Annotated in this window: 14 protein-coding genes; 11 read left to right on the top strand and 3 right to left on the bottom strand. The window is 64.5% G+C overall.

Translation table 11 applies throughout. From position 1 onward, the window contains the following. Positions 1–21: 21 nt before the first annotated feature. Positions 22–777, bottom strand: coding sequence for a transglutaminase-like cysteine peptidase (locus tag QX128_RS30980; protein WP_316239425.1), 756 nt, complete (start codon positions 775–777; stop codon positions 22–24). Between the two features lie 606 nt (positions 778–1,383). On the opposite strand from QX128_RS30980, the gene QX128_RS30975 reads away from it, so the two are divergent. Together QX128_RS30975 and QX128_RS30970 are read left to right on the top strand one after the other, a co-directional pair. Beyond that, complete coding sequence (locus QX128_RS30975; RefSeq protein ID WP_316239424.1) at positions 1,384–7,695, top strand: VCBS domain-containing protein; 6,312 nt, start codon at positions 1,384–1,386, stop codon at positions 7,693–7,695. A gap of 47 nt (positions 7,696–7,742) precedes the next feature. Further along, the gene (locus QX128_RS30970) at positions 7,743–9,968 is read left to right on the top strand and encodes an adenylate/guanylate cyclase domain-containing protein (RefSeq protein ID WP_315805225.1); all 2,226 of its coding nucleotides are present in this window, start codon (positions 7,743–7,745) and stop codon (positions 9,966–9,968) included. Between the two features lie 59 nt (positions 9,969–10,027). On the opposite strand, the gene QX128_RS30965 is transcribed toward QX128_RS30970, so the two are convergent. Further along, positions 10,028–10,423 carry a hypothetical protein gene (locus QX128_RS30965; RefSeq protein WP_315805224.1) on the bottom strand — a complete coding sequence of 132 codons (396 nt, stop codon included), beginning with the start codon at positions 10,421–10,423 and terminating at the stop codon, positions 10,028–10,030. Positions 10,424–10,504: 81 nt separating this feature from the next. Between QX128_RS30965 and QX128_RS30960 the strand changes: the two genes are divergently transcribed. Then, a complete protein-coding gene (locus tag QX128_RS30960; RefSeq protein ID WP_315805223.1) occupies positions 10,505–11,524 on the top strand; it encodes a hypothetical protein in 1,020 nt (339 codons plus the stop codon). A gap of 82 nt (positions 11,525–11,606) precedes the next feature. On the opposite strand, the gene QX128_RS30955 is transcribed toward QX128_RS30960, so the two are convergent. Then, entirely contained in the window at positions 11,607–13,202 is a 1,596-nt protein-coding gene (locus QX128_RS30955; RefSeq protein WP_316239423.1) for an ABC transporter substrate-binding protein, read from the bottom strand. Positions 13,203–13,449: 247 nt separating this feature from the next. Between QX128_RS30955 and QX128_RS30950 the strand changes: the two genes are divergently transcribed. The 8 genes from QX128_RS30950 to QX128_RS30915 all read left to right on the top strand — a co-directional run bounded on the left by QX128_RS30950 (position 13,450) and on the right by QX128_RS30915 (position 21,617). Next, positions 13,450–15,069 carry an ABC transporter substrate-binding protein gene (locus QX128_RS30950; protein WP_316239422.1) on the top strand — a complete coding sequence of 540 codons (1,620 nt, stop codon included), beginning with the start codon at positions 13,450–13,452 and terminating at the stop codon, positions 15,067–15,069. Between the two features lie 170 nt (positions 15,070–15,239). After that, the gene (locus tag QX128_RS30945; RefSeq protein ID WP_315713711.1) at positions 15,240–16,193 is read left to right on the top strand and encodes an ABC transporter permease; all 954 of its coding nucleotides are present in this window, start codon (positions 15,240–15,242) and stop codon (positions 16,191–16,193) included. A 2-nt stretch (positions 16,194–16,195) separates the two neighbouring features. After that, entirely contained in the window at positions 16,196–17,095 is a 900-nt protein-coding gene (locus QX128_RS30940) for an ABC transporter permease (RefSeq protein WP_316239421.1), read from the top strand. Between the two features lie 223 nt (positions 17,096–17,318). Then, positions 17,319–18,368 carry an oligopeptide/dipeptide ABC transporter ATP-binding protein gene (locus tag QX128_RS30935; RefSeq protein ID WP_316239420.1) on the top strand — a complete coding sequence of 350 codons (1,050 nt, stop codon included), beginning with the start codon at positions 17,319–17,321 and terminating at the stop codon, positions 18,366–18,368. Between the two features lie 29 nt (positions 18,369–18,397). Beyond that, a complete protein-coding gene (locus tag QX128_RS30930; RefSeq protein WP_315805217.1) occupies positions 18,398–18,595 on the top strand; it encodes a hypothetical protein in 198 nt (65 codons plus the stop codon). After that, positions 18,592–20,004: an amidase gene (locus tag QX128_RS30925; RefSeq protein ID WP_316239419.1), complete on the top strand. Its 1,413-nt coding sequence runs from the start codon at positions 18,592–18,594 to the stop codon at positions 20,002–20,004. Before QX128_RS30930 ends, QX128_RS30925 begins: the two co-directional genes overlap by 4 nt. A gap of 235 nt (positions 20,005–20,239) precedes the next feature. Further along, positions 20,240–21,223 carry an ABC transporter ATP-binding protein gene (locus tag QX128_RS30920; RefSeq protein ID WP_316239418.1) on the top strand — a complete coding sequence of 328 codons (984 nt, stop codon included), beginning with the start codon at positions 20,240–20,242 and terminating at the stop codon, positions 21,221–21,223. Positions 21,224–21,347: 124 nt separating this feature from the next. Continuing rightward, positions 21,348–21,617 carry a GlsB/YeaQ/YmgE family stress response membrane protein gene (locus QX128_RS30915; RefSeq protein WP_316182845.1) on the top strand — a complete coding sequence of 90 codons (270 nt, stop codon included), beginning with the start codon at positions 21,348–21,350 and terminating at the stop codon, positions 21,615–21,617. Positions 21,618–21,686: the final 69 nt, after the last annotated feature.

Below are 21,686 nucleotides of genomic sequence, written 5' to 3'. Positions count from 1 at the left end.
CTGCACCGCTGCGGGCGATGGTCAATGGTTCACGGAACCCGTGCTCTCAGGCGACAGCACCCGGGCCTCTGCCATCAGCGGCAAGGCCTGATACCGGGAGATGCCGGTCTCGTCGATCACGAACAGCGGCCGAACCTGCCGCGCGTCGCTGTCCTGGACCATTGCCATGCGCTGATTGTCGAGCATGAGCCAGCGCCCGTCTAGGCGCGCGGCCGCGATGGCGTGATCTTCGCCGCGGACGACGTCGTGCAGGATCACGATCCGCAGATCGTCGGCGGCAATGCCGGCCATCTGAAGCGCGACGAACTTGGCGATCGCGTAGTCCTCACAGTCGCCGGCCCGGTGCTCGAACGTCACAAGAGGAGAGGCCCAGACATCCATCTGGCCATATTGAGCGAGGTCGCTGGCGGGGCGGATGGCCAGGTTGATCGCGCGATTGATCTGGCCGAGCCGTGCCCGCCCCTCGCGGAGACGGCCCTGATCGATGATCGTGAGCAGGCTGAGGGCGGCGGGGGAAACGCAGCGCTCGCGGTCGCCATCGCACAGCGCAAGCTGCACGCGCTCGTCCTCGAGCTTGCGCGCGAGCGCCAGCCACTTGTCGCGCAACGCGCCGGCGTCGAGGACGACCCGCGGCAGGGCGAAAGGCTCCGCATCATCGATGGCGGCGAGCCCCAATGGCCGCGCGGCAGGACCGGCGCTCGCCGGACTGCCGATCCACATGGCGGCGCTGGCGGCCGCGGCCGCCAGCGATGCGCGCATCAGCGCGAGAAAATTCATGTGACGCCCCGTGCCCGGATCTCGGTCGGCGCGATGCAGCGCCTGACGGAACCGGATGCTTGTTGGCGGTCAGCATGGATGTGGAGGCTTGGCCTCTGCTTAAAACCGGCACGCGGGCGATCAAATCGCAGGATTTACGCTGAACGTTGTGTTGCTCCGATGCGACAAATCCTAGCGAAAGCTGAGCGATGGTCGCGAAGATCGGAAGGGTTCGCGGTGAAGTTGTGCTTTGAACTCGGCCGCCGCTCCCGCCAAATTGATGCAATTCGTCGATTCTTGTTCTCCCACCCACAGTCCTGCACTTGAAATCCGTTGTCAGGGGTAAGCCGGTGCGGATGTCGGTGTCGGCAAAGGTATTGGCTGGTCTATGAATACTTGGAATTACTTCTATTTTCTGGAGAGACATGAATTTTGACTTGGCCGATTCCGCCCGGAGCCAGCTGTAAAGAGGGCAGAAACTCGACAACATCGTAGCGATCCCGCGGAAGCCGCCGTTTTTGGCCACCTGAAGCACAAGCTGAAGGTGGTTCCGCCAGACACTTGCCAGTGATATGCACGCCTTGAACACTCATTCTTATGTATTCATTAACCATAGTCGGTGGCCCCGTGAATTACGCTGGCAATTCTGACGCCGCGCTTTTCTCCGACGGCCGAGGCGCCTCCTCGCACGGTCACGTGCGGCTGGAGGCGCCGCACGCCCATGCGCCGACGGACGCGATCGTCGTTCCGGACGCGCATTTTCTGTTCAACGCCGATTTCAAGCGGTCCGGCCTCGATCTGATCCTCTCGTCCGATGGGCGCGAGATGGTGCTGCCCGACTATTTCAAGGGCGAGAAACGGGCGCCCCTGGCGTCACCCTATGGTGCGCATCTGACCGGCGACCTCGTCAATGCGCTCTCCGGCGCGGTGCAGGTCAGCCAGGCCGGGGCGGCTGCGAGCGTGAGCAAGGTCATCGGCCATGTGACCAAGCTGCAGGGCACCGCGACGGTCATCCGCAACGGCGTTTCGATTCTCCTGCACAACGGCGACAACGTCGAGAAGGGCGACGTCGTCCAGTCCGGATCGGATTCGACGCTCGGCATCACCTTCATCGACGGCACCGTGTTCGGCCTGTCGTCCAATGCGCGGATGGTGCTGAATGAGATGGTGTACGACCCCAATGGGTCGAACAATTCCTCGCTGATCAGCCTCGTCGCCGGCACGATCTCGTTCGTGGCCGGCGAGACCGCCAAGCACGGCGACATGAAGGTCGACACGCCCGTGGCGACCATGGGCATTCGCGGCACGGCGGTGCTGGTCGAGATCGATTTCACAGTGCCGGGGCAGGGCAGTCTGCCCGATGCCAAGTTCCAGGTGCTGGTCGAGCCCGATGGCCACACCGGCTCCTACGTCCTGTTCGACAAGACGACGCTGCAGCCGATCGCTGTGGTGAATCAGGCCGGACAGCAGATCCAGATCAGCAACGGAATCGTGAATCAGAGCGCTGTCCCGCTCACGCCGGACATCCAGAAGCTCATCAACGACGTCTTCTCGATCAAGTTCACCGACAACACCAATCCGAAGTCGAACACCCACTTCACCGATATCGGGGTGCCGCAGACGCTGACGCCGCTGACCTTGCCCAACGGCACCAGCGCAACGCCGGTGGTTCGCGTGGTCGACGACACCGGCCCGACGACCGGGACTGGCCAGACCGGCGAGCAGCCGTCGCACATCCCAGGTCCGCCGGACGTCAGGATTCTCGATGCCGGCGGCCGGCTGACGACGGCCTTCGGATTGATGGAGCGTGCCGGTCAGACCGGGAACGGCACCGATCTCGACACCGTTCTCAGCCGCATCAATTTCGTCGACATCAACGGCATCGACCGGCCGACGGTGTCGGTGAGCTTCAAGTCCTATGCCTACAAGAGTGCGCAGCAGACTGATGTCACGGGCTCGTTGAACGCCCTGCAACTGCAGGACGTCATGGCGACGGCCGTGAAGATCGCGGTCACGCCCGATCCGAACAACAAGAACTATGGCACGGCGACGCTGACCTACAGCGTTCCCGACAACTACTTCGACTTTCTCGCGGCAGGCGAGACGCTCACGCTGACCTACCTCGTACGCGTCGACAACAATTTCGCGCCGTCCAATGAATTCACCGTGGTGCCGATCACGATCACGGTGACGGGCACCAATGACAAGCCCGAGATCGTCGCAACCGTGCAGACGATCGCGTTCGAGGGCGGCACCAGCGTGCCCGGCGGGCCGCTGACCTCGGACGATCCGACCTCGGGCACGCTGACCTTCAAGGATGTCGACCTCACCGACAGCCATGCCGTCTCGGCCAAGCTGACCGGCGCGGTTCTGGAAGGCGGCGGCAGCATTCCGCCGGCCCCACTGGCGCTGTTCGAACAGGCGCTGACGGCATCACTGGCCTCCGACAGCACCGGGAGCGGCACCGGCAAGATCAATTGGAGCTTCGCCAGCCTGCCGGTCTATGTCGCGGATTTCATCCCCGCAGGCCAGACGCTGACGCTCACCTACACGGTGACCGTGACGGACTCGCAAGGCGCGACATCGACGCAGACGGTCACGGTCACGATCACCGGCACCGACGATCCGGCGGTGGTCTGGATTGCCACGACGCAGCCTGGCGAGAGCAGCGGCGGGCAGGTTCATCTGTGGAGCGACGGCGCGAACTGGGCAACCGGTCTGGCTCCGACCGCCGATGATGACGTCATCATTATCACCGATCAGCTGCACGGCCTGACGCCGGCCTTCCCGGTGAGGATCGATGACGGCGCCTACGCCTCCGCCAAATCGGTCACGCTGAATGACTTTGGCGGCGGCGCCGTCCCCGAACTCGACAATCACGGCTTGCTGACGATCGGCGGCGCGCTGACGGCCAAGGCCGACTCTCGCATCGTTAACTTCTCGGGCGCCACGATTACGGTGAATGGTTCGGCGCAGATGCTGGACCGGAGCGAGCTGCACAATGCCGGCGCTGTGGTGCTGGATGGCGGCGGCGTATTCGGGGCTGCGGCCAGCATCATCAACACCGGGACGGTCGAGCTGTCGGCTGGCACGCTGACTGTGCATGGCAACGTCGCGAATGCCGATCAGGACAGCTCCGGCTTGATCAGGGTCGACCTGGGCGCCACCCTGACACTCGACGGCGGCAGCATCGACGGCGGCACCATCCTGATCGATGGCGTGCCGATCGTTCAGAATATCGGCACGCTGGACGAAGGTGGGCAGACGCCACCGCAAGCCAACGGCCTGCTCGCCCTGAAAGACGGGGCCGAGATCAGCAATGGCGAACTGACCAATTTCGGTACGATCGATGTGTCTGGTGCCGGAAATGCCATCTCGAATGAGATCGTCACGAACGCCGGCGTGATCGACATCAAGCCGGATGGCGCGCTCGCGCTCGACGACGACACCAGCGTCGACAATACCGACGGTACGATCACGGTCGAAGACGGCGCGACGCTGACCCTCTCGCAGGCGCGCATCAGCGGCGGCACGCTGACCAATGAGTCCGGTGGAACCGTCGCCCTGACCGGCGCAGCCGCGCTGATCGGCGGCACGCTCGACAATTCCGGCATCGTCGCCGTGTCCGGCAGCGGCAATACGTTCGAAGACGAGACGATCACGAATGCGAGCGCCGCCGCGATCACTATTGCGGTGAGCAGCGCGTTGTCTCTGTCCGGCACGAGCATCGCCGGCGGCGCTATCAGCAACGACGGGACGGTCTCCGTCGATGGCGACAGCACGATCGACGGCAGCGCCGTCGCGGGCGGCGCGCTATTGATCGGCGAGACCGGTCCGCTCGCGGAGATGACGGCCATCCTCACCGTCCAGGGTGGCGCGTCGTTGACCGGCGTCGACGTCACGATCGGCGACGGGTCGAGGCTCGAGGTCGCCGCAGAGGAGAGCGCCAACCTGGTCGGCGTCACCGTCGACAATTTCGGCACGGTCCAGGTGGACGAAGCCGCGCTGCTGCTGATCGAGCACAGCACGATCACCGGCGGCGATCTCATCAACCACGGCATCGTGCATGTCGAGACCGAGGCGGCGACCACCTTCGACAATGTCACCATCGATAACACCGATGGTCAGATCATCATCGATGAGGACGGTGTGGTTCCGGTGGCATCGACCCTGGTGCTCGATGGGAGCACGACTCTCACCGGCGGCACGTTGGAAATCCGGATCGCCGGCACGCTGGAGATTGCCGGCCATGACGTGGTGACCTTGGCGGGCATGGAGGTCGCCAACGTCGGCAAAATGACCGTCGATCTCGGCGCGATCCTCGATCTCGCCGGCACCACGGTGAGCGGTGATGGCAAGCTCTATATCTATGGGGCGATCACGGCGAGCGGCACGAGTGGACTCAGCGGAACGATCTACAACGACGGCACGATCGAGATCACGGCCGGGACGTTCGAGATCAACGGCGATGTCACCGGCTCGGGACTGATCAAGGTCGATGCCGGCGCGACGCTGACCGTCGATCGCCACGTCGACCAGGTCATCGACTTCAGCAGCGAAGGCAGCAGCGAGATCGTCATCGACGGCGCCAGCTTCTCCGCCAAACTCGCCGGCCTCGGAGCAGACGACAAGATCGATCTCCAGACGATCAAATGGAGTGACGCGACGACGGCGTCCTATGATGCCGAAACGGGCGTGCTCACCGTGATCGACGGTGAAGGGCACAGCATCGCTCTGACCCTCGTCGGCGATTTCAGCGACTTGCATTTCGCCGGCAGCAAAGACGCCAATGGCGGGACGTTGATCACGGTGACGGCCAAGGACGACGTGCCGGTGGTTACAGATCCCGGCAAGCCGGGTGCGTTGACCGAAACGGGGGCTCAGACGGGCTCGTCTGATCTGCAAAGCGTCACCGGGACCATTCATTTCAGCGACGTTGACCTTACCGATCGCCCGACAGCGTCGATCCTGCCTCATGCGCAGAGCGTGACATGGGTCGCGGCCGATGGGCACACCGACTTGTCCAGCCAGCTCACGCCGGAGCAGATCGCCGCGTTCGAGCAGGCGCTGCAACTGAGCCAGGGCGGCAATGCCAACAATGGCAAGGTCGGCTGGACCTATGCCATCGCCGACGGCAAGCTCGATTTTCTTGGCGCCGGGCAGACCATCAAGGTCACCACCACGGTGACGCTCGACGATCATCATGAAGGCGGGACCGCGACGTCGACGATCGTCGTCACCATCACGGGCGCCAACGATCTGCCGGTCGTGACGAGCGATGCGCAGGCGGCCGTCATCGCGGAGCGCACGGCCAAGTCAGGATCGGACCTGCCCGACACCGCGAGCGGCACCATCACTTTCACGGACGCTGATATCACCGACACGCATGTCCTGAAGGTGATCGGCGACGTCGCGACCTCGGGTAACGACGGCGGCCTGCCGTCGGACATGTCCGTGCTCAAGAGCTGGCTGTCGCTCGGCGCGCTCACCGAATCCGGCAAGGGTGCGGGGTCGCAGGCCTGGAGCTTCGCTGCTGGCGACAAGGCGTTCGACTACCTCGGCGTCGGCCAGCATGTGACGCTGACCTACATGGTTGCCATCGATGACGGCCATGGCGGCGTGGCCGAGGTGCCCGTCACCATCACCGTCAATGGTGCCGAGGATGCGCCCGTCATCACCGGTGAGACGAACCCGCCGGTCCAGACTGTCATCTTGGCAGAGCAGGCGAGGGTGCTGGCGAGCTCCGCCAAAACGAATACGGAGGGCATGCCCACCGAGACGTTCGATCACGTGTCGGAAGGCGCGATCTCCGACAATGGACGCGGCCACGGCAGCTTCTACAGCCAGGCGCTGCACGCGACGTTCACGGCCTCCGGCAATGCGGGAATCGTGCACGGCTCGTCGCCGGTATCCGCGGCGCCCTACATGGTCGACGGGGCGGACAAGACCAACTATCTCAGCATCGGCAGCCAAGCCCAGGAGACGATCACCTTCGACAGCGTCAAGAACAGCTTCGGGCTGTATTGGGGGTCGGTCGACAGCTACAACAGCATCTCGTTCTACAACGGCAACAAGCTGGTGGCGTCCTACTCGGGCAGCGACGTCGCGCCGCTGCTCGCCAATGGCGGGCAGGCGTCGCTGGCCTCGAACGGCTATGTCGAGTTTCTCGGGCTGTCGCCGTTCAACAAGGTGGTGCTCGCCAGCAGCCAGAATGCGTTCGAGCTCGACAACGTCTCGGCGGGCACCATCGCCGATCAGCCGGTGAAATCGGCGAGCGACATGTCCGGCACCTTGACGGTGCTCGACAAGGATGTCGGCGACACGCTGACCGCTTCGGTGCACGACAATGGCGTGATCAAATACAATGGCTCTCTCAGCCTGCCCTCGAATGCCCATGTCCAGGCGCTGGCCGATGCCCACGCGATCACCTTCGACAGCGCGACATCCGATGGCGGTGCCGATGTCCTGCACTGGACGTATCATCCGGCCGACGTGAACCTGGATTTCCTCAATCCCGGCGACACGCTGACCGTGACCTATCAGGCGGAGGTCAGCGACGGCCACGGCGGCACTGCGAGCAAGGCACTGACCGTCACGTTGGCCGGCAACAGCGCCTCGACGATCAACGGCACCGATCAGAACGACAATTTCGTCAATGTCGGCGGCGGTGTCACGATCTTCGGCAAGGGCGGTAACGACACCTTCGTCTTCAATCCGCATTTCGGCAGCGCCACGATCGGCGATTTCGATCTCAACAAGGACATCGTCGAGCTCGATCATTCGCTGTTCGCCAGCGTGGACGCGATGGTGGCCGCCGCGCAGTCGGCCAACAACGGCCACGACACCGTCATCACCGATGCGGCGCATGATACGCTCACGCTCAAGGGCGTGACGCTGGATCAATTCAAGGCGCATCACGACGGCTTTCACCTGGTCTGAGTCCGCGGCGTTCGGGCTGCAGGCCACGGTGTGATATCGGTTGCTGCATGAAGCGATTGAGAGCAGTTCCCCGGTGGTTTGCACGCAGGTTTGGCTATGCGCGCCTGATCTGCCTGCTGCTGCTGGTCGCGTTCGCGGCGCTGCGCGTCGCTGATCCGGCCCTGGTGCAGGAGTTGCGTCTTCGCACCTTCGATAATTTCCAGGCGCTCAGTCCGCGGCCCAAGACGGTTCGCCCGGTCACCATTGTCGACATCGACGAGAAGAGCCTCGCTGATCCCAAGCTCGGCCAGTGGCCATGGCCGCGGACGCGCATCGCCGAGATCATCGAGAAACTGACCCAGCTCGGCGCCCTTGTCATCGCCTTCGACGTCGTGTTTGCCGAGCCCGACCGGCTCAATCCGGCTATCGCGGCGGATACCTTCCCCGGTCTGGATGAGGTGACACGTGAGAAGCTGAAGGCGTTGCCGTCAAACGATCAGGTGTTCGCCGAGACCTTGCGAAGATCGCGCATCGTGCTCGGTGAGACGGCCAGCCTCGAGAAGCGCACCGATCTGGACAAGACACTGCCCGTGACCGGCTTTGCGATGCTGGGTGACCCGATCCCGTTCATGGAGCCGTTTCCTGGGCTGCTGCGCAACGTGCCGGTGATCGAGCATGCGGCGGCGGGGCGTGGCCTGTTTACGATCCCGCCCGAGCGCGACGGCATCATCCGCCGGGTGCCGATGATCATGCGGGCACAGGACGTCACGATGCTGGCGCTGAGCTTCGAGATGCTGCGGGTTCTGACCGCCACGGACACGGTGTTCGTCAAGGCTGAGGAGGGCGGCATCACCAGCCTTGGCCTGCGTGGGTTTCAGATTCCGACCGACGGCAACGGCAAGATCTGGGTGCACTACGCCAATCATGATCCATCCATCTATGTCTCTGCCATCGACGTGCTCGAGGGCCGCGTGTCACCGGAGAAGATTGCGCGGAAGCTGATCCTGATAGGCCCGTCCGCCATCGGGTTGAACGACATCAAGACCACTCCGGTGTACTCGGCCATGCCGGGCGTCGAGGTACACGCCCAGGTGCTGGAGTCGGTGCTGACAGGCTCAATTCTGACACGGCCTTATTGGGGCGTTGTGGTCGAGTTCCTTGGGGCCGTCCTGCTCGGTTTTCTCGTCATTGTGTTCGCGCCGCAGCTCGGCGCCATCACCCTGGTGATGGTTGGGGGACTGTTCGCGAGCGCGCTGCTCGGCCTCTCCTGGTACTTCTACACCCAGCACCGGCTGATGATCGACTTCACCTATCCGATGCTGTCGACAACCGCGGTCTACCTGACGCTGATCTTCGCCAATTTCGTCCGCGAGCAGGAGCAGCGCCGGCAGATGCGCTCCGTGTTCGGGCAATATCTGTCGCCCGTTCTGGTCGAGCAGTTGGCGGACTCGCCGCCCAAGCTCGGCGGCGAGGAGCGCGAGATCACAGTCATGTTCTCGGACGTGCGCGGTTTCACCACGATCTCGGAGAGCTACAAGCACGATCCGCAAGGCTTGACCCAGCTCATGAACCGGTTCCTGACGCCGCTCACCGACGCCATCATCGCCCGCAAGGGCTATGTCGACAAATATATGGGTGACGCCATCATGGCGTTCTGGAACGCGCCGCTCGCCGACAAGGACCATCAGATCAACGCCTGCGAAGCCGCGCTCGACATGCTCGACCGGATCGATCGGGTGAACGGCGAGCGCGAGCAGGAGGCCGCGCATGGCGGCCACGTCTACATTCCGCTCAAGGTCGGCATCGGCCTCAACACCGGCATCGGCGTGGTCGGCAACATGGGCTCCGATCTGAAGTTCAACTATTCGGCGCTCGGCGACAGCGTCAACCTCGCCTCCCGCCTCGAAGGACAATCCAAGGAATACGGCTTCCCGATCATCGTCGGCTCGGCGACGGCCATGGCAGTCAAGGACAGGCTCGCCATCCTCGAGCTTGACTTCATCATGGTGAAGGGCAAGACCGAGCCGGAGGTGATCTATGCCATCACCGGCCGCGAGGACGTGATGCATTCCGAGCGCTTCCAGCTGCTGCGCAACCTCACCATCGAGATGCTGGCCGCCTATCGCAACTGCGACTGGGACGAGGCGCTGGCTGCAATCGAACGAGGGCGGAGGAAGGACGAGGCGAAGGAGCTGGCTAAGCTCTACGATCTCTACGAGGCGCGCATCCGCCACTATCGGGTCGATCCGCCGCCCGAGGATTGGAACGGCGCCTACGCGCTGTTGACGAAGTAGCAATCCGTCGAAGGATGGACCCGGCCGCGCTGACGGGCATGGCGCGGCGACGATGGTAATCAATTGCAGATCACATAGGCCGAATAGGGCGGGCAACGCGTGCTGCGTTTCTCAGTGCCGGGAGCGTGGCGGGCGGGACGCGACGGCGGAAGGCTCCGTTTGATACGCGGTGGCTTGCCTCCCTCGTGCGCCAGCGGCGATGGCGCGACGACGTTGCCAGGCTTCGTGGAGGATGTCTGCGCGTCCACCACCGCGATGTTGCCGGCAAGCGCGAGCGTGACGACAACGAGTTTGACTGAACGAAAGCGCCTCCGGCGCTGCAGGATCGGCACGGCGTCGGCGCGATCCAGCAGATGTCGAGCGCTTGGCGTTTGTTGCGCGGCTGCAACAGCGGGATAGGAAAGATTCGGGAGCATGTGCGTCGGATTGTACTCGTTATAGACGTGCAATACCATAATGAACCACTTAAGGTGGCAAAATGCTGCAAATGGGGGGCATTGATGCAGTCTTTCGAGGATACAAGTGCGGCTGCTCCAATGAAGGAGAAGCCGGCATGGGGGCCAGTCAAGCGTTTCGCTCCGCCATATCGTTTCACTCGGCCACACTGGGGCAGCCTCATCGCGGCGGCAGCGTGTGTGCTTGGGGCCAGCGGGGTGTCCGCTGCGGATCTTCCGGTCAAGGCGCCGCCGGCGCCGGTTTCGCTGTGGGAGTTCGAGGTCGGCGCTCGCTATTTCTACAGTTCGGGCCGTACCCGTTACACGCTGGGTGATCCTTTCGTCGCAGGCCAGATCAATTCCCAGCTGACCTACAAGAATCTCAACAGCCATGCCGGCGAAGGCTTCGCCAGGGTCGATCACAATGTCGGCTTCTTCGCCAAGGGCTTTGCTGGCGGCGGAAACATCTTCAGCGGCACGCTCAACGACGAAGACTATCCGCCGGCAGTCATTCCATACTCAAACACGGTCAGCGACGTGAACAGCGGCAGGCTGTGGTACGGCACGATCGACGCCGGCTACAATTTCTGGAGAGGGCCTGCGTTCAAGGTCGGCGCCTTCATCGGCTACAACCATTTCTATGAGACCGTTAACGCGTACGGATGTACTCAGGTCGCGACCAACCCGTTCATCTGTGGTCTCGCTCCGGTTGCCGGAGGCGTGCTGGTGCTCAGCAAGACCGAGAACTGGGACTCGCTTCGTGTGGGGTTGAACGGCGTCTTCCATCTGGGTCAGAACTGGAACGTCACCCTCGATGGCGCCGTTCTGCCCTATGTCCGGCTGAGCGGATTCGATAATCATTGGCTGCGGCCCGACATCAATCCGCTTCCGCAGTCCGGAAACGGCTGGGGCTATCAGCTCGAAGGTATCGTGTCTTACGACGTGACGAGAAACTTCAGCGTCGGTCTCGGGGGGCGCTATTGGTACGCTCGGACGACATCCGGGACCACGCAATTCCCGGGCGTCCCGGGATCGCCCACGACATTCAGCTACGAGCGGTACGGCGGCTTTCTCCAAGCATCATACAAATTTGACTCGGGCGCGTTCGTCGTCGGCAAATGACATATTGGCTGTTGTGCTGAAGAAGAAGCCCGGCAGACGGCCGGGCTTCTTTGCGAGTGCGACGGCAACCGGCGCCGAACCGCTACTCCACGCCGATCGTGGTCAGGTCCTGGAACCAGTGCTGGGCCTGCACGAACTTCTTCACTTTGGGCGACAGCGCGTGCGGGTTGGTGTCATGGACGACCCACACCAGCGCGGCATCGTCGACGACCAGCGCATGCGCCTGTGCGATCAGCTCGTCCTGCTTCGCCGGATCGAAGGTCTGCTTCGCCTCGCTGATCAGCGCATCGACCTTCGGGTTCTTGTAGCCGCCCCAGTTGACGCCGGTGGGCGCGATCTGGTCGGAGGCGAAGAAGCGCACGATCGCGTAGAGCGGATCGGAGGTCACATAGGCGATGTTGTTGGCGGTGATGCCGGCGTTCATCTCGTCGGCGGCGCCCTTGCGCCAATGCGTGTACAGCGTCTCCAGCTCGACGACCTTGAAGTCGATGTCGATGCCGATCTCCTTGAAGCTCTGCTGCAGATATTCGTTCATCGGCAGCGACAGCATCTGGCCCGTGCCGCCCTGTGCGATGATGAAGGTCGTCTTCAGCGGTTTGTCCTTGGAGTAGCCGGCATCCTCGACCAGCTTCTTTGCTGCGGCGAGATCATATTTCAGGTCGAAGGTGGGCTTGCCGAACCACGGGCTCGACGGGTCGACCTGGCCCTTGGCGGGCTTCGCCAGGCCGTTCATCAGACCGACCACCTCGTCGCGATTGATCGCGAGGTTGAGCGCCTTGCGCAGCCGGATGTCGGTCCAGGGCGATCCCGGCAGCACGCTGAGATGATAGTTCCAGACGTGCGGCGTGACGTTGTCGACCAGCTTCATGCCGGCGGCCTTGAGCTGCGGCACGGCGTCGGGCGCCGGCGTTTCGATCAGATCGACCTGGCCGGCCAGCAGCGCGTTGGTGCGGGTCAGCGCCTCCGGCATCGGTACCAGCACGAGCTTGTCCGTCTTCGGGATGCGGTCCTTGTTCCAATATTCGGAATTCTTCGAAAGCTCCGCGAGCTCCCGCGGTACCAGCTTGGTCAGCTTGAACGGACCGGTGCCCGAGGGCTGGCTGGCGAACTTGTCCCAGTCCTTGCCGAGCTTCTCGTATTGCGCCGGGCTCGAAATCAGGAACCACAGCATCTGATAGGGGAAGAACGAGTCGACCGTCTTGGTCGTGATCTCCACTGTGGAGTCGTCGATCTTGGCGTAGCTCGCCACCGACGGAAGCCGCGTCTTCACCTGCGCGCTCTGCCGCTTGTCGAACTGGGGTGCCTTATCGTTGAGCACCTTGTCCAGATTCCAGATCACCGCGTCGGCATTGAAGTCGCTGCCGTCGTGGAACTTGACGCCCTTGCGCAGGGTGAAGCGCCACTTCGTCTTGTCGGCGTCGTCGACCTTCCATTCGCTGGCGAGGCCCGGAACGAGCCTGCCCGGTTTGTCGGCGACGCTCATGTCCCAGGCCACTAGCGGATCATAGATCGTGTAGCCGGTAAACTGATAGGCGCCGGCGCCGCGATCGGGCTGGCCCGTCGTCAGCGGAATGTCCGCCATCGAGATGCCGTAACGCAGGACAGTTTCGGCGCGCGCGGCAACCATGGAGAGGCCGAGGGCAAGCGCCGTGGCGAGCAGGGACAATCTAGTACGCATCAGGATGAAGCTCCGTGGGGACCCGGATCAAATTCAATGCCAAAATCCTGCAATCCGGGTGCCAAAGCTCAAAACGGATCATTTGAGTACAAACGTTGTGACCTCGCGTCGCAGGGCGACGGTCCGGCGCAGCGCTGGCATAGCCGTTGCATAATGCTGCACAGAATTTAGCCGGCTGATCGGAGATAAGATCGTGCTCTCGCGTATTGCGACTTCAATCGACAAACATGCAGCCGTTGCGGCCGCGATGATGACGACCGTAGCGGTCCTCGCGCTACCGGCAACGGCCGGCGCGGAATCGGTGCTGCGCATCGGCATGACTGCCGCAGATATTCCGCGCACGCTCGGCCAGCCCGATCAGGGCTTCGAGGGCAACCGCTTCACCGGCCTCACGATGTACGACGCGCTGACGATGTGGGACCTGTCGTCGGCGGAGAAGCCGAGCGTCGTCATTCCCGGCCTCGCCAGCGAGTGGAAGGTCGACGAGTCCGACAAGACCAAGTGGACGTTCAAGCTGCGTCCCGGCGTCACCTTCCATGACGGCGCGCCGTTCAATGCCGACGCCGTGGTGTGGAACGTCGAGAAGGTGCTGAAGCAGGACGCGCCGCAGTTCGATCCGAGCCAGGTCGGCGTCACCGCCTCGCGCATGCCGACGTTGGCGTCGGCGCGCAAGATCGATGATCTCACCGTCGAGCTGACGACCAAGGAGCCGGACAGCTTCCTGCCGATCAACCTCACCAATCTGTTCATGGCGAGCCCGACGAAGTGGCAGAAGCTCTATGAGTCCGCGACCGGCGCCGACGACAAGGCGAAGTCGCAAGCCGCCTGGGCCGCCTTCGCCAAGGACGCCTCAGGCACCGGTCCGTGGAAGATGGCGAAGTTCACGCCACGCGAGCGGCTGGAGCTCGTCAGGAACGAGGCCTACTGGGACAAGGCACGCATTCCCAAGTCCGACAAGATGATCCTGCTGCCGATGCCGGAGGCGAACGCGCGCACCGCGGCGCTGCTGTCCGGCCAGGTCGACTGGGTCGAGGCGCCGGCGCCTGATGCGCTGCCCGAGATCAAGCAGCGCGGCTTCAAGCTCTACGCCAATGAGCAGCCGCATGTCTGGCCGTGGCAGTTCTCGCGCATCGAAGGCTCGCCGTGGAACGACATCCGCGTCCGCAAAGCCGCCAATCTCTGCGTCGATCGCGAGGGTCTGCGCGACGGGCTGCTTGCCGGCCTGATGGTGCCGGCGACCGGCACGTTCGAGAAGGGCCATCCCTGGCGCGGCAACGTCACCTTCGAGATCAAATACGACAAGGCGGCCGCGCAGAAGCTGATGCAGGAGGCGGGCTTCGGGCCGAGCAAGAAGCTCGAGGTCAAGATCCAGACCTCGGCGTCGGGCTCGGGCCAGATGCAGCCGCTGCCGATGAACGAATACCTGCAGCAGGCGCTGGCGGAGTGCTATTTCGACGTCAAGCTCGACGTCATCGAGTGGAATACGCTGTTCACCAACTGGCGGCGCGGCGCTAAGGATCCGTCCGCCAACGGCGCCAACGCCACCAACGTGACCTATGCTGCGATGGATCCGTTCTTCGCGCTGGTGCGCTTCCTGCAGTCGTCGATGGCGCCTCCCGTCTCCAACAATTGGGGCTTCATCAACAATCCGAAGTTCGATGAGCTGGTGAAGAAGGCGCGCCAGACCTTCGATCCGGCCGAGCGCGACAAGGCGCTGGCGGAGCTGCATGCGGCTTCGGTCGATGACGCCGCGTTCCTCTACGTGGCGCATGACGTCGGTCCGCGCGCGATGAGCCCGAAGGTGAAAGGCGTGGTTCAGCCGAAGAGCTGGTTCATCGACTTCTCGCCGATCTCGGTGGAGCCGTAAGCATCCACCATCTACACTTCGTCATGGCCGGGCTTGACCCGGCCATCCATGCTTGACCCGCGGAGGGAGCGGTGTGGATGCCCGGGCCTTCGCCGCGCCGAAGCGGCTTCGGCCGCGCAGGCGGGTCAAGCCCGGGCATGACGCTCGATAGACTTTCAGTAAGGTGACTCGTGCTTTCTTATGCTGCCCGGCGGATGGTCTATGCGATCCCGATCATCATCGGCGTCGCGCTCGTCTGCTTCATGCTTGTTCACATCACGCCCGGTGATCCGCTCGTCGCGGTGCTGCCGGCCGACGCGTCGCAGGAGCTCGCGCAGCAGCTGCGCGTCGCCTACGGCTTCGACAAGCCGCTGCCGGTGCAGTTCGGGCTGTGGCTGTGGCGCGCCGTCAATGGCGATCTCGGCAGCTCGATCGCGACCGGCCGGCCGGTGCTGGCCGAGGTGCTCCGCGCGGTCTCCAACACCGTGACGCTTGCGATCGCCGCGGCCATCATCGGCTTCTCGCTCGGCCTGTTCTTCGGCCTCGTCGCCGGCTATTTCCGCGACAGCTGGATCGACAAGGTCGCGACCTCGATCGCGATCGCCGGCGTGTCGCTGCCGCATTACTGGCTCGGCATGGTGCTCGTCATCATCTTCTCGGTCGAGCTGAACTGGCTGCCCGCGGTCGGCGCGGGTCCGTCCGGCTCGGGCGCATGGTCGTGGGACTGGGCCCATATCCGCTTCCTGGTTCTGCCCGCGATCACAACGTCGGTGATTCCGATGGGCATCATCACCCGCACCGTGCGCGCGCTGACCGGCGACATCCTGAGCCAGGATTTCGTCGAGGCGCTGCGTGCGAAGGGCCTGCGCGAAACCCAGGTGTTCCGCCACGTGCTGAAGAATGCCGCGCCGACCGCGCTGGCAGTCATGGGCCTGCAGCTGGGCTACATGCTGGGCGGCTCGATCCTGATCGAGACGGTGTTCTCCTGGCCCGGCTCGGGCCTGCTGTTGAACTCGGCGATCTTCCAGCGCGACCTTCCGCTGCTGCAGGGCACCATCCTGGTGCTGGCGATGTTCTTCGTCATCCTCAATCTCGTGGTCGACATCGCGCAGGCCGCGATCGATCCGCGCATCAAGCGAGGCTAACGATGAGCGTCGGTTCGAGCGCGATGAACGACTCCTCGCTGCAGGCCGCGCCAGTGGCCAATGCGCGCGGCTATTGGGCCACCGTCGGCCGCCGCATCGTCAGGGACAAGGTCAGCATGGTCTGCGTCGCGATCCTGCTGCTGATCTTCCTCTCGGCGCTATCGGCGCCATATCTCCACCTCGCCGATCCCTATCAGGGCTCGATGATCCGGCGCCTGCGCCACATCGGCACGCCGAACTATCCGCTCGGCACCGACGAGCTGGGACGCGACATGCTGGCGCGGCTGATCTATGGCGGCCGGCTGTCGCTGCTGATCGGCATGTCGCCGGTCATTCTCGCGTTCGGCATCGGCACCATGCTGGGCCTCGTCGCCGGCTATGTCGGCGGCTGGGTCAACACCGCGATCATGCGCACCATCGACGTGTTCTACGCGTTCCCCTCGGTGCTGCTGGCGATCGCGATCTCCGGCGCGCTCGGCGCCGGCATCACCAACTCCATTGTCTCCTTGACCATCGTGTTCGTGCCGCAGATCACCCGCGTCGCCGAGAGCGTCACCACGGGCGTGCGAAACCGCGACTTTGTCGAGGCTGCGCGGGCCTCCGGCGCGAATGCCTTCACGATCATGCGCGCGCATATGCTCGGCAATGTGCTCGGGCCGATCTTCGTCTACGCGACCGGCCTGATTTCGGTGTCGATGATCCTCGCCGCCGGTCTCTCCTTCCTCGGCCTCGGCACCAAGCCGCCGGAGCCGGAATGGGGCCTGATGCTGAACACCTTGCGTACCGCGATCTACGTCAACCCCTGGGTGGCGGCGCTGCCCGGCGTGATGATCTTCGCGGTCTCGATCTGCTTCAATCTGCTGAGCGACGGCCTGCGCAGTGCGATGGATATCCGGAGCTGATGGGCATGGCCATTTTAAACAACGGTCGAAACGCATCGGCTGTGCACCTCTCCCCGCCTGCGGGGAGAGGTCGGATCGCATCGCAAGATGCGATCCGGGTGAGGGGGTACAGGTCTCACCACATACACCTCCCGTGCGGCTGCCCCTCACCCCAACCCTCTCCCCGTAAGAACGGGGAGAGGGAGCGCAGCGGCATCTGCCGCACCTACCTGGGTCTATCGCTATGAGTGAAGCAACAGCTGTCATGGGTCTTGCCCCGATCGAGGATCTCGGCGGCAAGGCGCAGCCATTGCTGCGCGTTGATGGGCTCACGAAGCACTTCCCGGTGCGCGGCGGGCTGTTCGGCGCGCGCAAGACGGTGCGCGCGGTCGATGATGTCTCGTTCGCGATCGGCAAGGGCGAGACGGTCGGCATCGTCGGCGAGTCCGGCTGTGGCAAGTCGACGACGGCGCGGCTCCTGATGCATCTGATGGACCGCGATGCCGGCGAGATCATCTTCGACGGCCGGCAGGTCGGCCAAGAGATGTCCCTGCGCGAGCTGCGCCGCGGCATGCAGATGGTGTTCCAGGACTCCTATGCTTCGCTCAATCCGCGACTGACGATCGAGGAGTCGATCGCGTTCGGGCCGAAGGTGCACGGTATGGCGGATGGCGCGGCGCGCGCGCTTGCCCGCGATCTGCTCGGCAAGGTCGGGCTGCGGCCCGAAACCTTCGCCAACCGCTATCCGCACGAGATCTCCGGCGGCCAGCGCCAGCGTGTCAACATCGCGCGCGCGCTGGCTCTCTCGCCACGGCTCGTCATCCTCGACGAGGCGGTGTCGGCGCTCGACAAGTCGGTCGAGGCGCAGGTGCTGAACCTGCTGATGGACTTGAAACGCGAGTTCGGCTTGACCTATCTGTTCATCAGCCACGACCTCAACGTCATCAACTACATCTCCGACCGCGTGCTGGTGATGTATCTCGGCGAGGTCGTCGAGCTCGGCCCGGTCGGGCAGGTCTGGGCCAAGCCGGCGCATCCCTATACACGGGCGCTGCTGGCGGCGATGCCGTCCTCCGATCCCGACAGGCGCACGGAGGTGCCGCCGCTGTCCGGGGATCCGCCCAATCCGATCGATCCGCCCGCCGGCTGCCGCTTCCACACCCGCTGTCCATTTGCCGAGGCGCCATGCGCGAATGTCGCGCCAAGGTTGACGGAGCTGGATACAATGGGCCATCAGGCCGCCTGCCACATGGCGATCCCCGGCTCGGGACACAGCGGGGCGCCGGCCGCCTGACGAGCGGACACCAGCAGCGAGAAGCGTCAATGACCAGACCCACGCCCCAGCAAGTCCAAGCCATCGCGGAGGCCTCCGGCCTGCCCGTCGACAAGGAGGTTGCGACCCGGATCGCCGACTCGATCGGACCGGCCTTCGACAACTTCGCGGCCGTTGCCGGCACCCTGCCGTTCGACCTGGAGCCGGCGAGCTACGTCGTGGCGCAGACGCTGAAGGTGGGCCGATGAGCACCGAACCTGCCTTGATGACCCTGATGGACGTCGCGAAGGCGATCGCGGACAGGAAGCTCTCTTCGGTCGAGGTGACGCGCTCCTGTCTGCGTCGCATTGCGCAGTGGCAGCCGAAGCTGAACGCCTTCATGGCGATCGAGTCCGAGCCGGCGCTGAAGGCCGCCGCCGAGGCCGATGCCGCGCTTGCCAAGGACGGCCCCAAGGGGCCGCTGCACGGCGTTCCGCTCGCGCACAAGGACATGTATTACGAGGCCGGCCACATCTCGACCTGCGGCTCGCTGATCCGGCGCGACTTCGTCGCAACGACGACCTCGACCGCGCTGCAGCGGCTGAAGGATGCCGGTTCGATCCGGCTCGGCACCTTGCAGATGGCCGAATTCGCCTACGGCCCGACCGGGCACAACGCGCATTATGGTCCGGTGCACAATCCCTGGAAGCTCGGCTACGTCACCGGCGGCTCGTCGTCCGGCTCCGGCTCGGCGGTCGGCGCGCGCCTGACCTTCGCGGCGCTCGGCTCCGACACCGGCGGCTCGATCCGCATGCCCGCGAATTTCTGCGGCGTCACCGGCCTGAAGGTGACCTGGGGCCGCGTCAGCCGCGCCGGTGCGATGCCGCTGTCGCAATCGCTCGACACGGTCGGGCCGCTGGCGCAGACGGCGGAGGATTGTGCGCTGATTCTCGGGCTGATGGCTGGTCCCGATCCCGAGGATCCCACCGCCAGCGCGGCGCCCGTGTCGGACTATGTCGCCGCCACCCAGGCCTCGATCAAGGGTCTCAGGATCGGCGTGCCCAAGGCGTTCTATGTCGACGACCTCGATCCTGAGGTGGCGCGCTGTCTCGATGCGACGATCGCGGTGCTGAAGACCGAGGGCGCCGATGTGGTTCAGGTCGAGCTGCCGGATCAGCGCCAGCTCACCGCAGCCTGCCAGCTCGTGCTCGCGGTCGAAGCGGCGGCCTTCCATAAGCGCTGGATGATCGAGCGTCCGCAGGACTATGGCCCGCAGGTGCTGATGCGGCTGCAGAACGCTCTGGCCGTCTCCGGCGTCGCCTATCTCGAAGCGTTGCGCTGGCGCGGTGCGGCCCTGGCGGCGCATGTCGCGGCAACCTCCGGCGTCGATGCCGTGATCGCGCCGGTGTCGCCGCTGGTGACGCCGTCGATCGCCGACAGCGATGTCGGCGGCGCGCCCGGCGCGGAAGCCGTGATCCAGCGCATCACCCGCTTCACGCGCCCGGTGAACTATCTCGGCCTGCCGTCGCTGGCGATCCCGACCGGCTTCACGTCGACGGGACTTCCGGTCGGCATGCAATTGATCGGCCGCTCCTTCGATGAAGCCACCATCCTGACCATCGGCGCCGCGTTCCAGCGCGCGACGGATTTCCACGCCAGGGTGCCGACGCTGCCATGAAGCGTAGCGCTCGCTCCTCACATTCGGTGTCGTCCCGGCCAAGCCTGACGTCGCGCAGCGACGGCAGGCGCAGAGCCGGGATCCATAGCCACCGGCCGTCGTTTTGCGATGGCTCGGAGTGGCGATGGTGCCGCAATTGTGGATCGGGAGTATGGGTCCCGGGTCGGCGCGCGACGGCGCGTTGCGCCGCCGTGCTTGCCCGGGACGACACCGAGTTTGTCAGGATCAGATTGCCATGACCAACCTCGTCGAGATCGACAACCTCACCATCCGCTTCACCGGCGAGCGCACCGTGCATGCGGTGAACGATGTCAGCCTGTCGCTCGGCGATGGCGAGGTGCTCGGGCTGCTCGGCGAGTCCGGCTCGGGCAAGAGCGTGACGATGCGGGCGCTGATGCGGTTGTTGCCGAAGAAGCGCACGCAGATCGCAGGCCACGTCAAGGTGCTGGGCCGGGACGTGCTGGCGATGAGCGATGACGAGCTGTCGCAGTTTCGCGGCCGCTCGGTGTCGATGATCTTCCAGGAGCCGGGGCTGGCGCTCGATCCGGTCTATACGATCGGCCGGCAGATCGCCGAGACCGTGATGCGCCACGAGGGCAAGAGCTACGTGGAAGCCTCCGCGCGGGCGCTGGAGATGCTCGATGTCGTCCGCATTCCCTCGGCCAAGCGGCGGCTGGAGTCCTACCCGCACGAGATGTCCGGCGGCATGCGGCAGCGCGCGATGATCGCGCTGGCGCTTGCGTGCCGGCCGAAGGTGCTGCTCGCCGACGAGCCCACCACCGCGCTCGACGCCACTGTCCAGATCCAGATCCTGCTGCTGCTGCGCGAGCTGCAGCGCGAGTTCGGCATGTCCGTCATCTTCGTCACCCACGACATCGGCGTCGCCATCGAGATCTGCGACCGCGTTGCCGTGATGTATGCCGGAGAGATCGTCGAGCAGGGCAGCTTGCGCGACATCGTCCGCCAGCCCGTGCACCCCTATGCCCGGGGCCTGCTGGCTTCGACCATTCACGGCGCAAAACGCGGCGAGCGGCTGCAGACCATCCCGGGCACGCCGCCCTCGCTCGACCAGGCGCCGCGGAGCTGCTCGTTCGCACCGCGCTGCGGCCTGGCGCAGCCGCGCTGCGCGGAGGCGCCGCCGCCGAACGTCGCGCTCGGCCCGCAGCGGCTGGCGCGCTGCATCCTCGCGGAAGCTTCGGCAGGTGTGGCGGCAACGTAACGGTTGGCCCGAAACGCTCCATTCCCAGGCCGGAACTGTGCATCGCGTGTCGAAGCGTCGCGGTCGCCTCGCTAAGGTGCGGCAATGCGCGCCCTCGATCGGCCGCGCCGGTTGAGGACATGCCATGCACGTATCGAACGAAGGTATCTTGGTCATCCTGTTTGTCGGTCTGATCGCTGGCTGGCTGGCTGGCAAGATCGTCCGCGGCACCGGCTTCGGCCTGGTCGGCGACATCGTGATCGGGGTGCTCGGCGCCTTGGTCGCGAGCCTGATCTTCCCGCGGCTCGGAATCCGGATCGGGACCGGCCTCGTCTCAGAAATCGTCTATTCCGCGCTCGGCGCCATCATTCTCCTGCTGGTGGTGCGGCTGGTGCGGACCGGCGGGCGGCTCTAGGGCTCGCGATCCTGCGCGGCTGAACGTTTGCACCGGGCTATGCGACATACCCGAACACATCACTAATTT

This window comes from Bradyrhizobium sp. SZCCHNR1015, assembly GCF_032489875.1.
Taxonomy (GTDB): Bacteria; Pseudomonadota; Alphaproteobacteria; order Rhizobiales; family Xanthobacteraceae; genus Bradyrhizobium.
This window is presented reverse-complemented; position numbering and strand designations above follow the sequence as displayed.

Excerpts from the sequence above, each read along its gene's own strand:
- QX128_RS30970 (WP_315805225.1), top strand. The coding sequence starts at position 7,743 with ATGAAGCGATTGAGAGCAGTTCCCCGGTGGTTTGCACGCAGGTTTGGC.
- QX128_RS30980 (WP_316239425.1), bottom strand. The coding sequence starts at position 777 with ATGAATTTTCTCGCGCTGATGCGCGCATCGCTGGCGGCCGCGGCCGCC.
- QX128_RS30935 (WP_316239420.1), top strand. The coding sequence starts at position 17,319 with ATGAGTGAAGCAACAGCTGTCATGGGTCTTGCCCCGATCGAGGATCTC.
- QX128_RS30955 (WP_316239423.1), bottom strand. The coding sequence starts at position 13,202 with ATGCGTACTAGATTGTCCCTGCTCGCCACGGCGCTTGCCCTCGGCCTC.
- QX128_RS30930 (WP_315805217.1), top strand. The coding sequence starts at position 18,398 with ATGACCAGACCCACGCCCCAGCAAGTCCAAGCCATCGCGGAGGCCTCC.
- QX128_RS30960 (WP_315805223.1), top strand. The coding sequence starts at position 10,505 with ATGAAGGAGAAGCCGGCATGGGGGCCAGTCAAGCGTTTCGCTCCGCCA.
- QX128_RS30920 (WP_316239418.1), top strand. The coding sequence starts at position 20,240 with ATGACCAACCTCGTCGAGATCGACAACCTCACCATCCGCTTCACCGGC.
- QX128_RS30915 (WP_316182845.1), top strand. The coding sequence starts at position 21,348 with ATGCACGTATCGAACGAAGGTATCTTGGTCATCCTGTTTGTCGGTCTG.
- QX128_RS30950 (WP_316239422.1), top strand. The coding sequence starts at position 13,450 with ATGATGACGACCGTAGCGGTCCTCGCGCTACCGGCAACGGCCGGCGCG.
- QX128_RS30965 (WP_315805224.1), bottom strand. The coding sequence starts at position 10,423 with ATGGTATTGCACGTCTATAACGAGTACAATCCGACGCACATGCTCCCG.
- QX128_RS30925 (WP_316239419.1), top strand. The coding sequence starts at position 18,592 with ATGAGCACCGAACCTGCCTTGATGACCCTGATGGACGTCGCGAAGGCG.
- QX128_RS30940 (WP_316239421.1), top strand. The coding sequence starts at position 16,196 with ATGAGCGTCGGTTCGAGCGCGATGAACGACTCCTCGCTGCAGGCCGCG.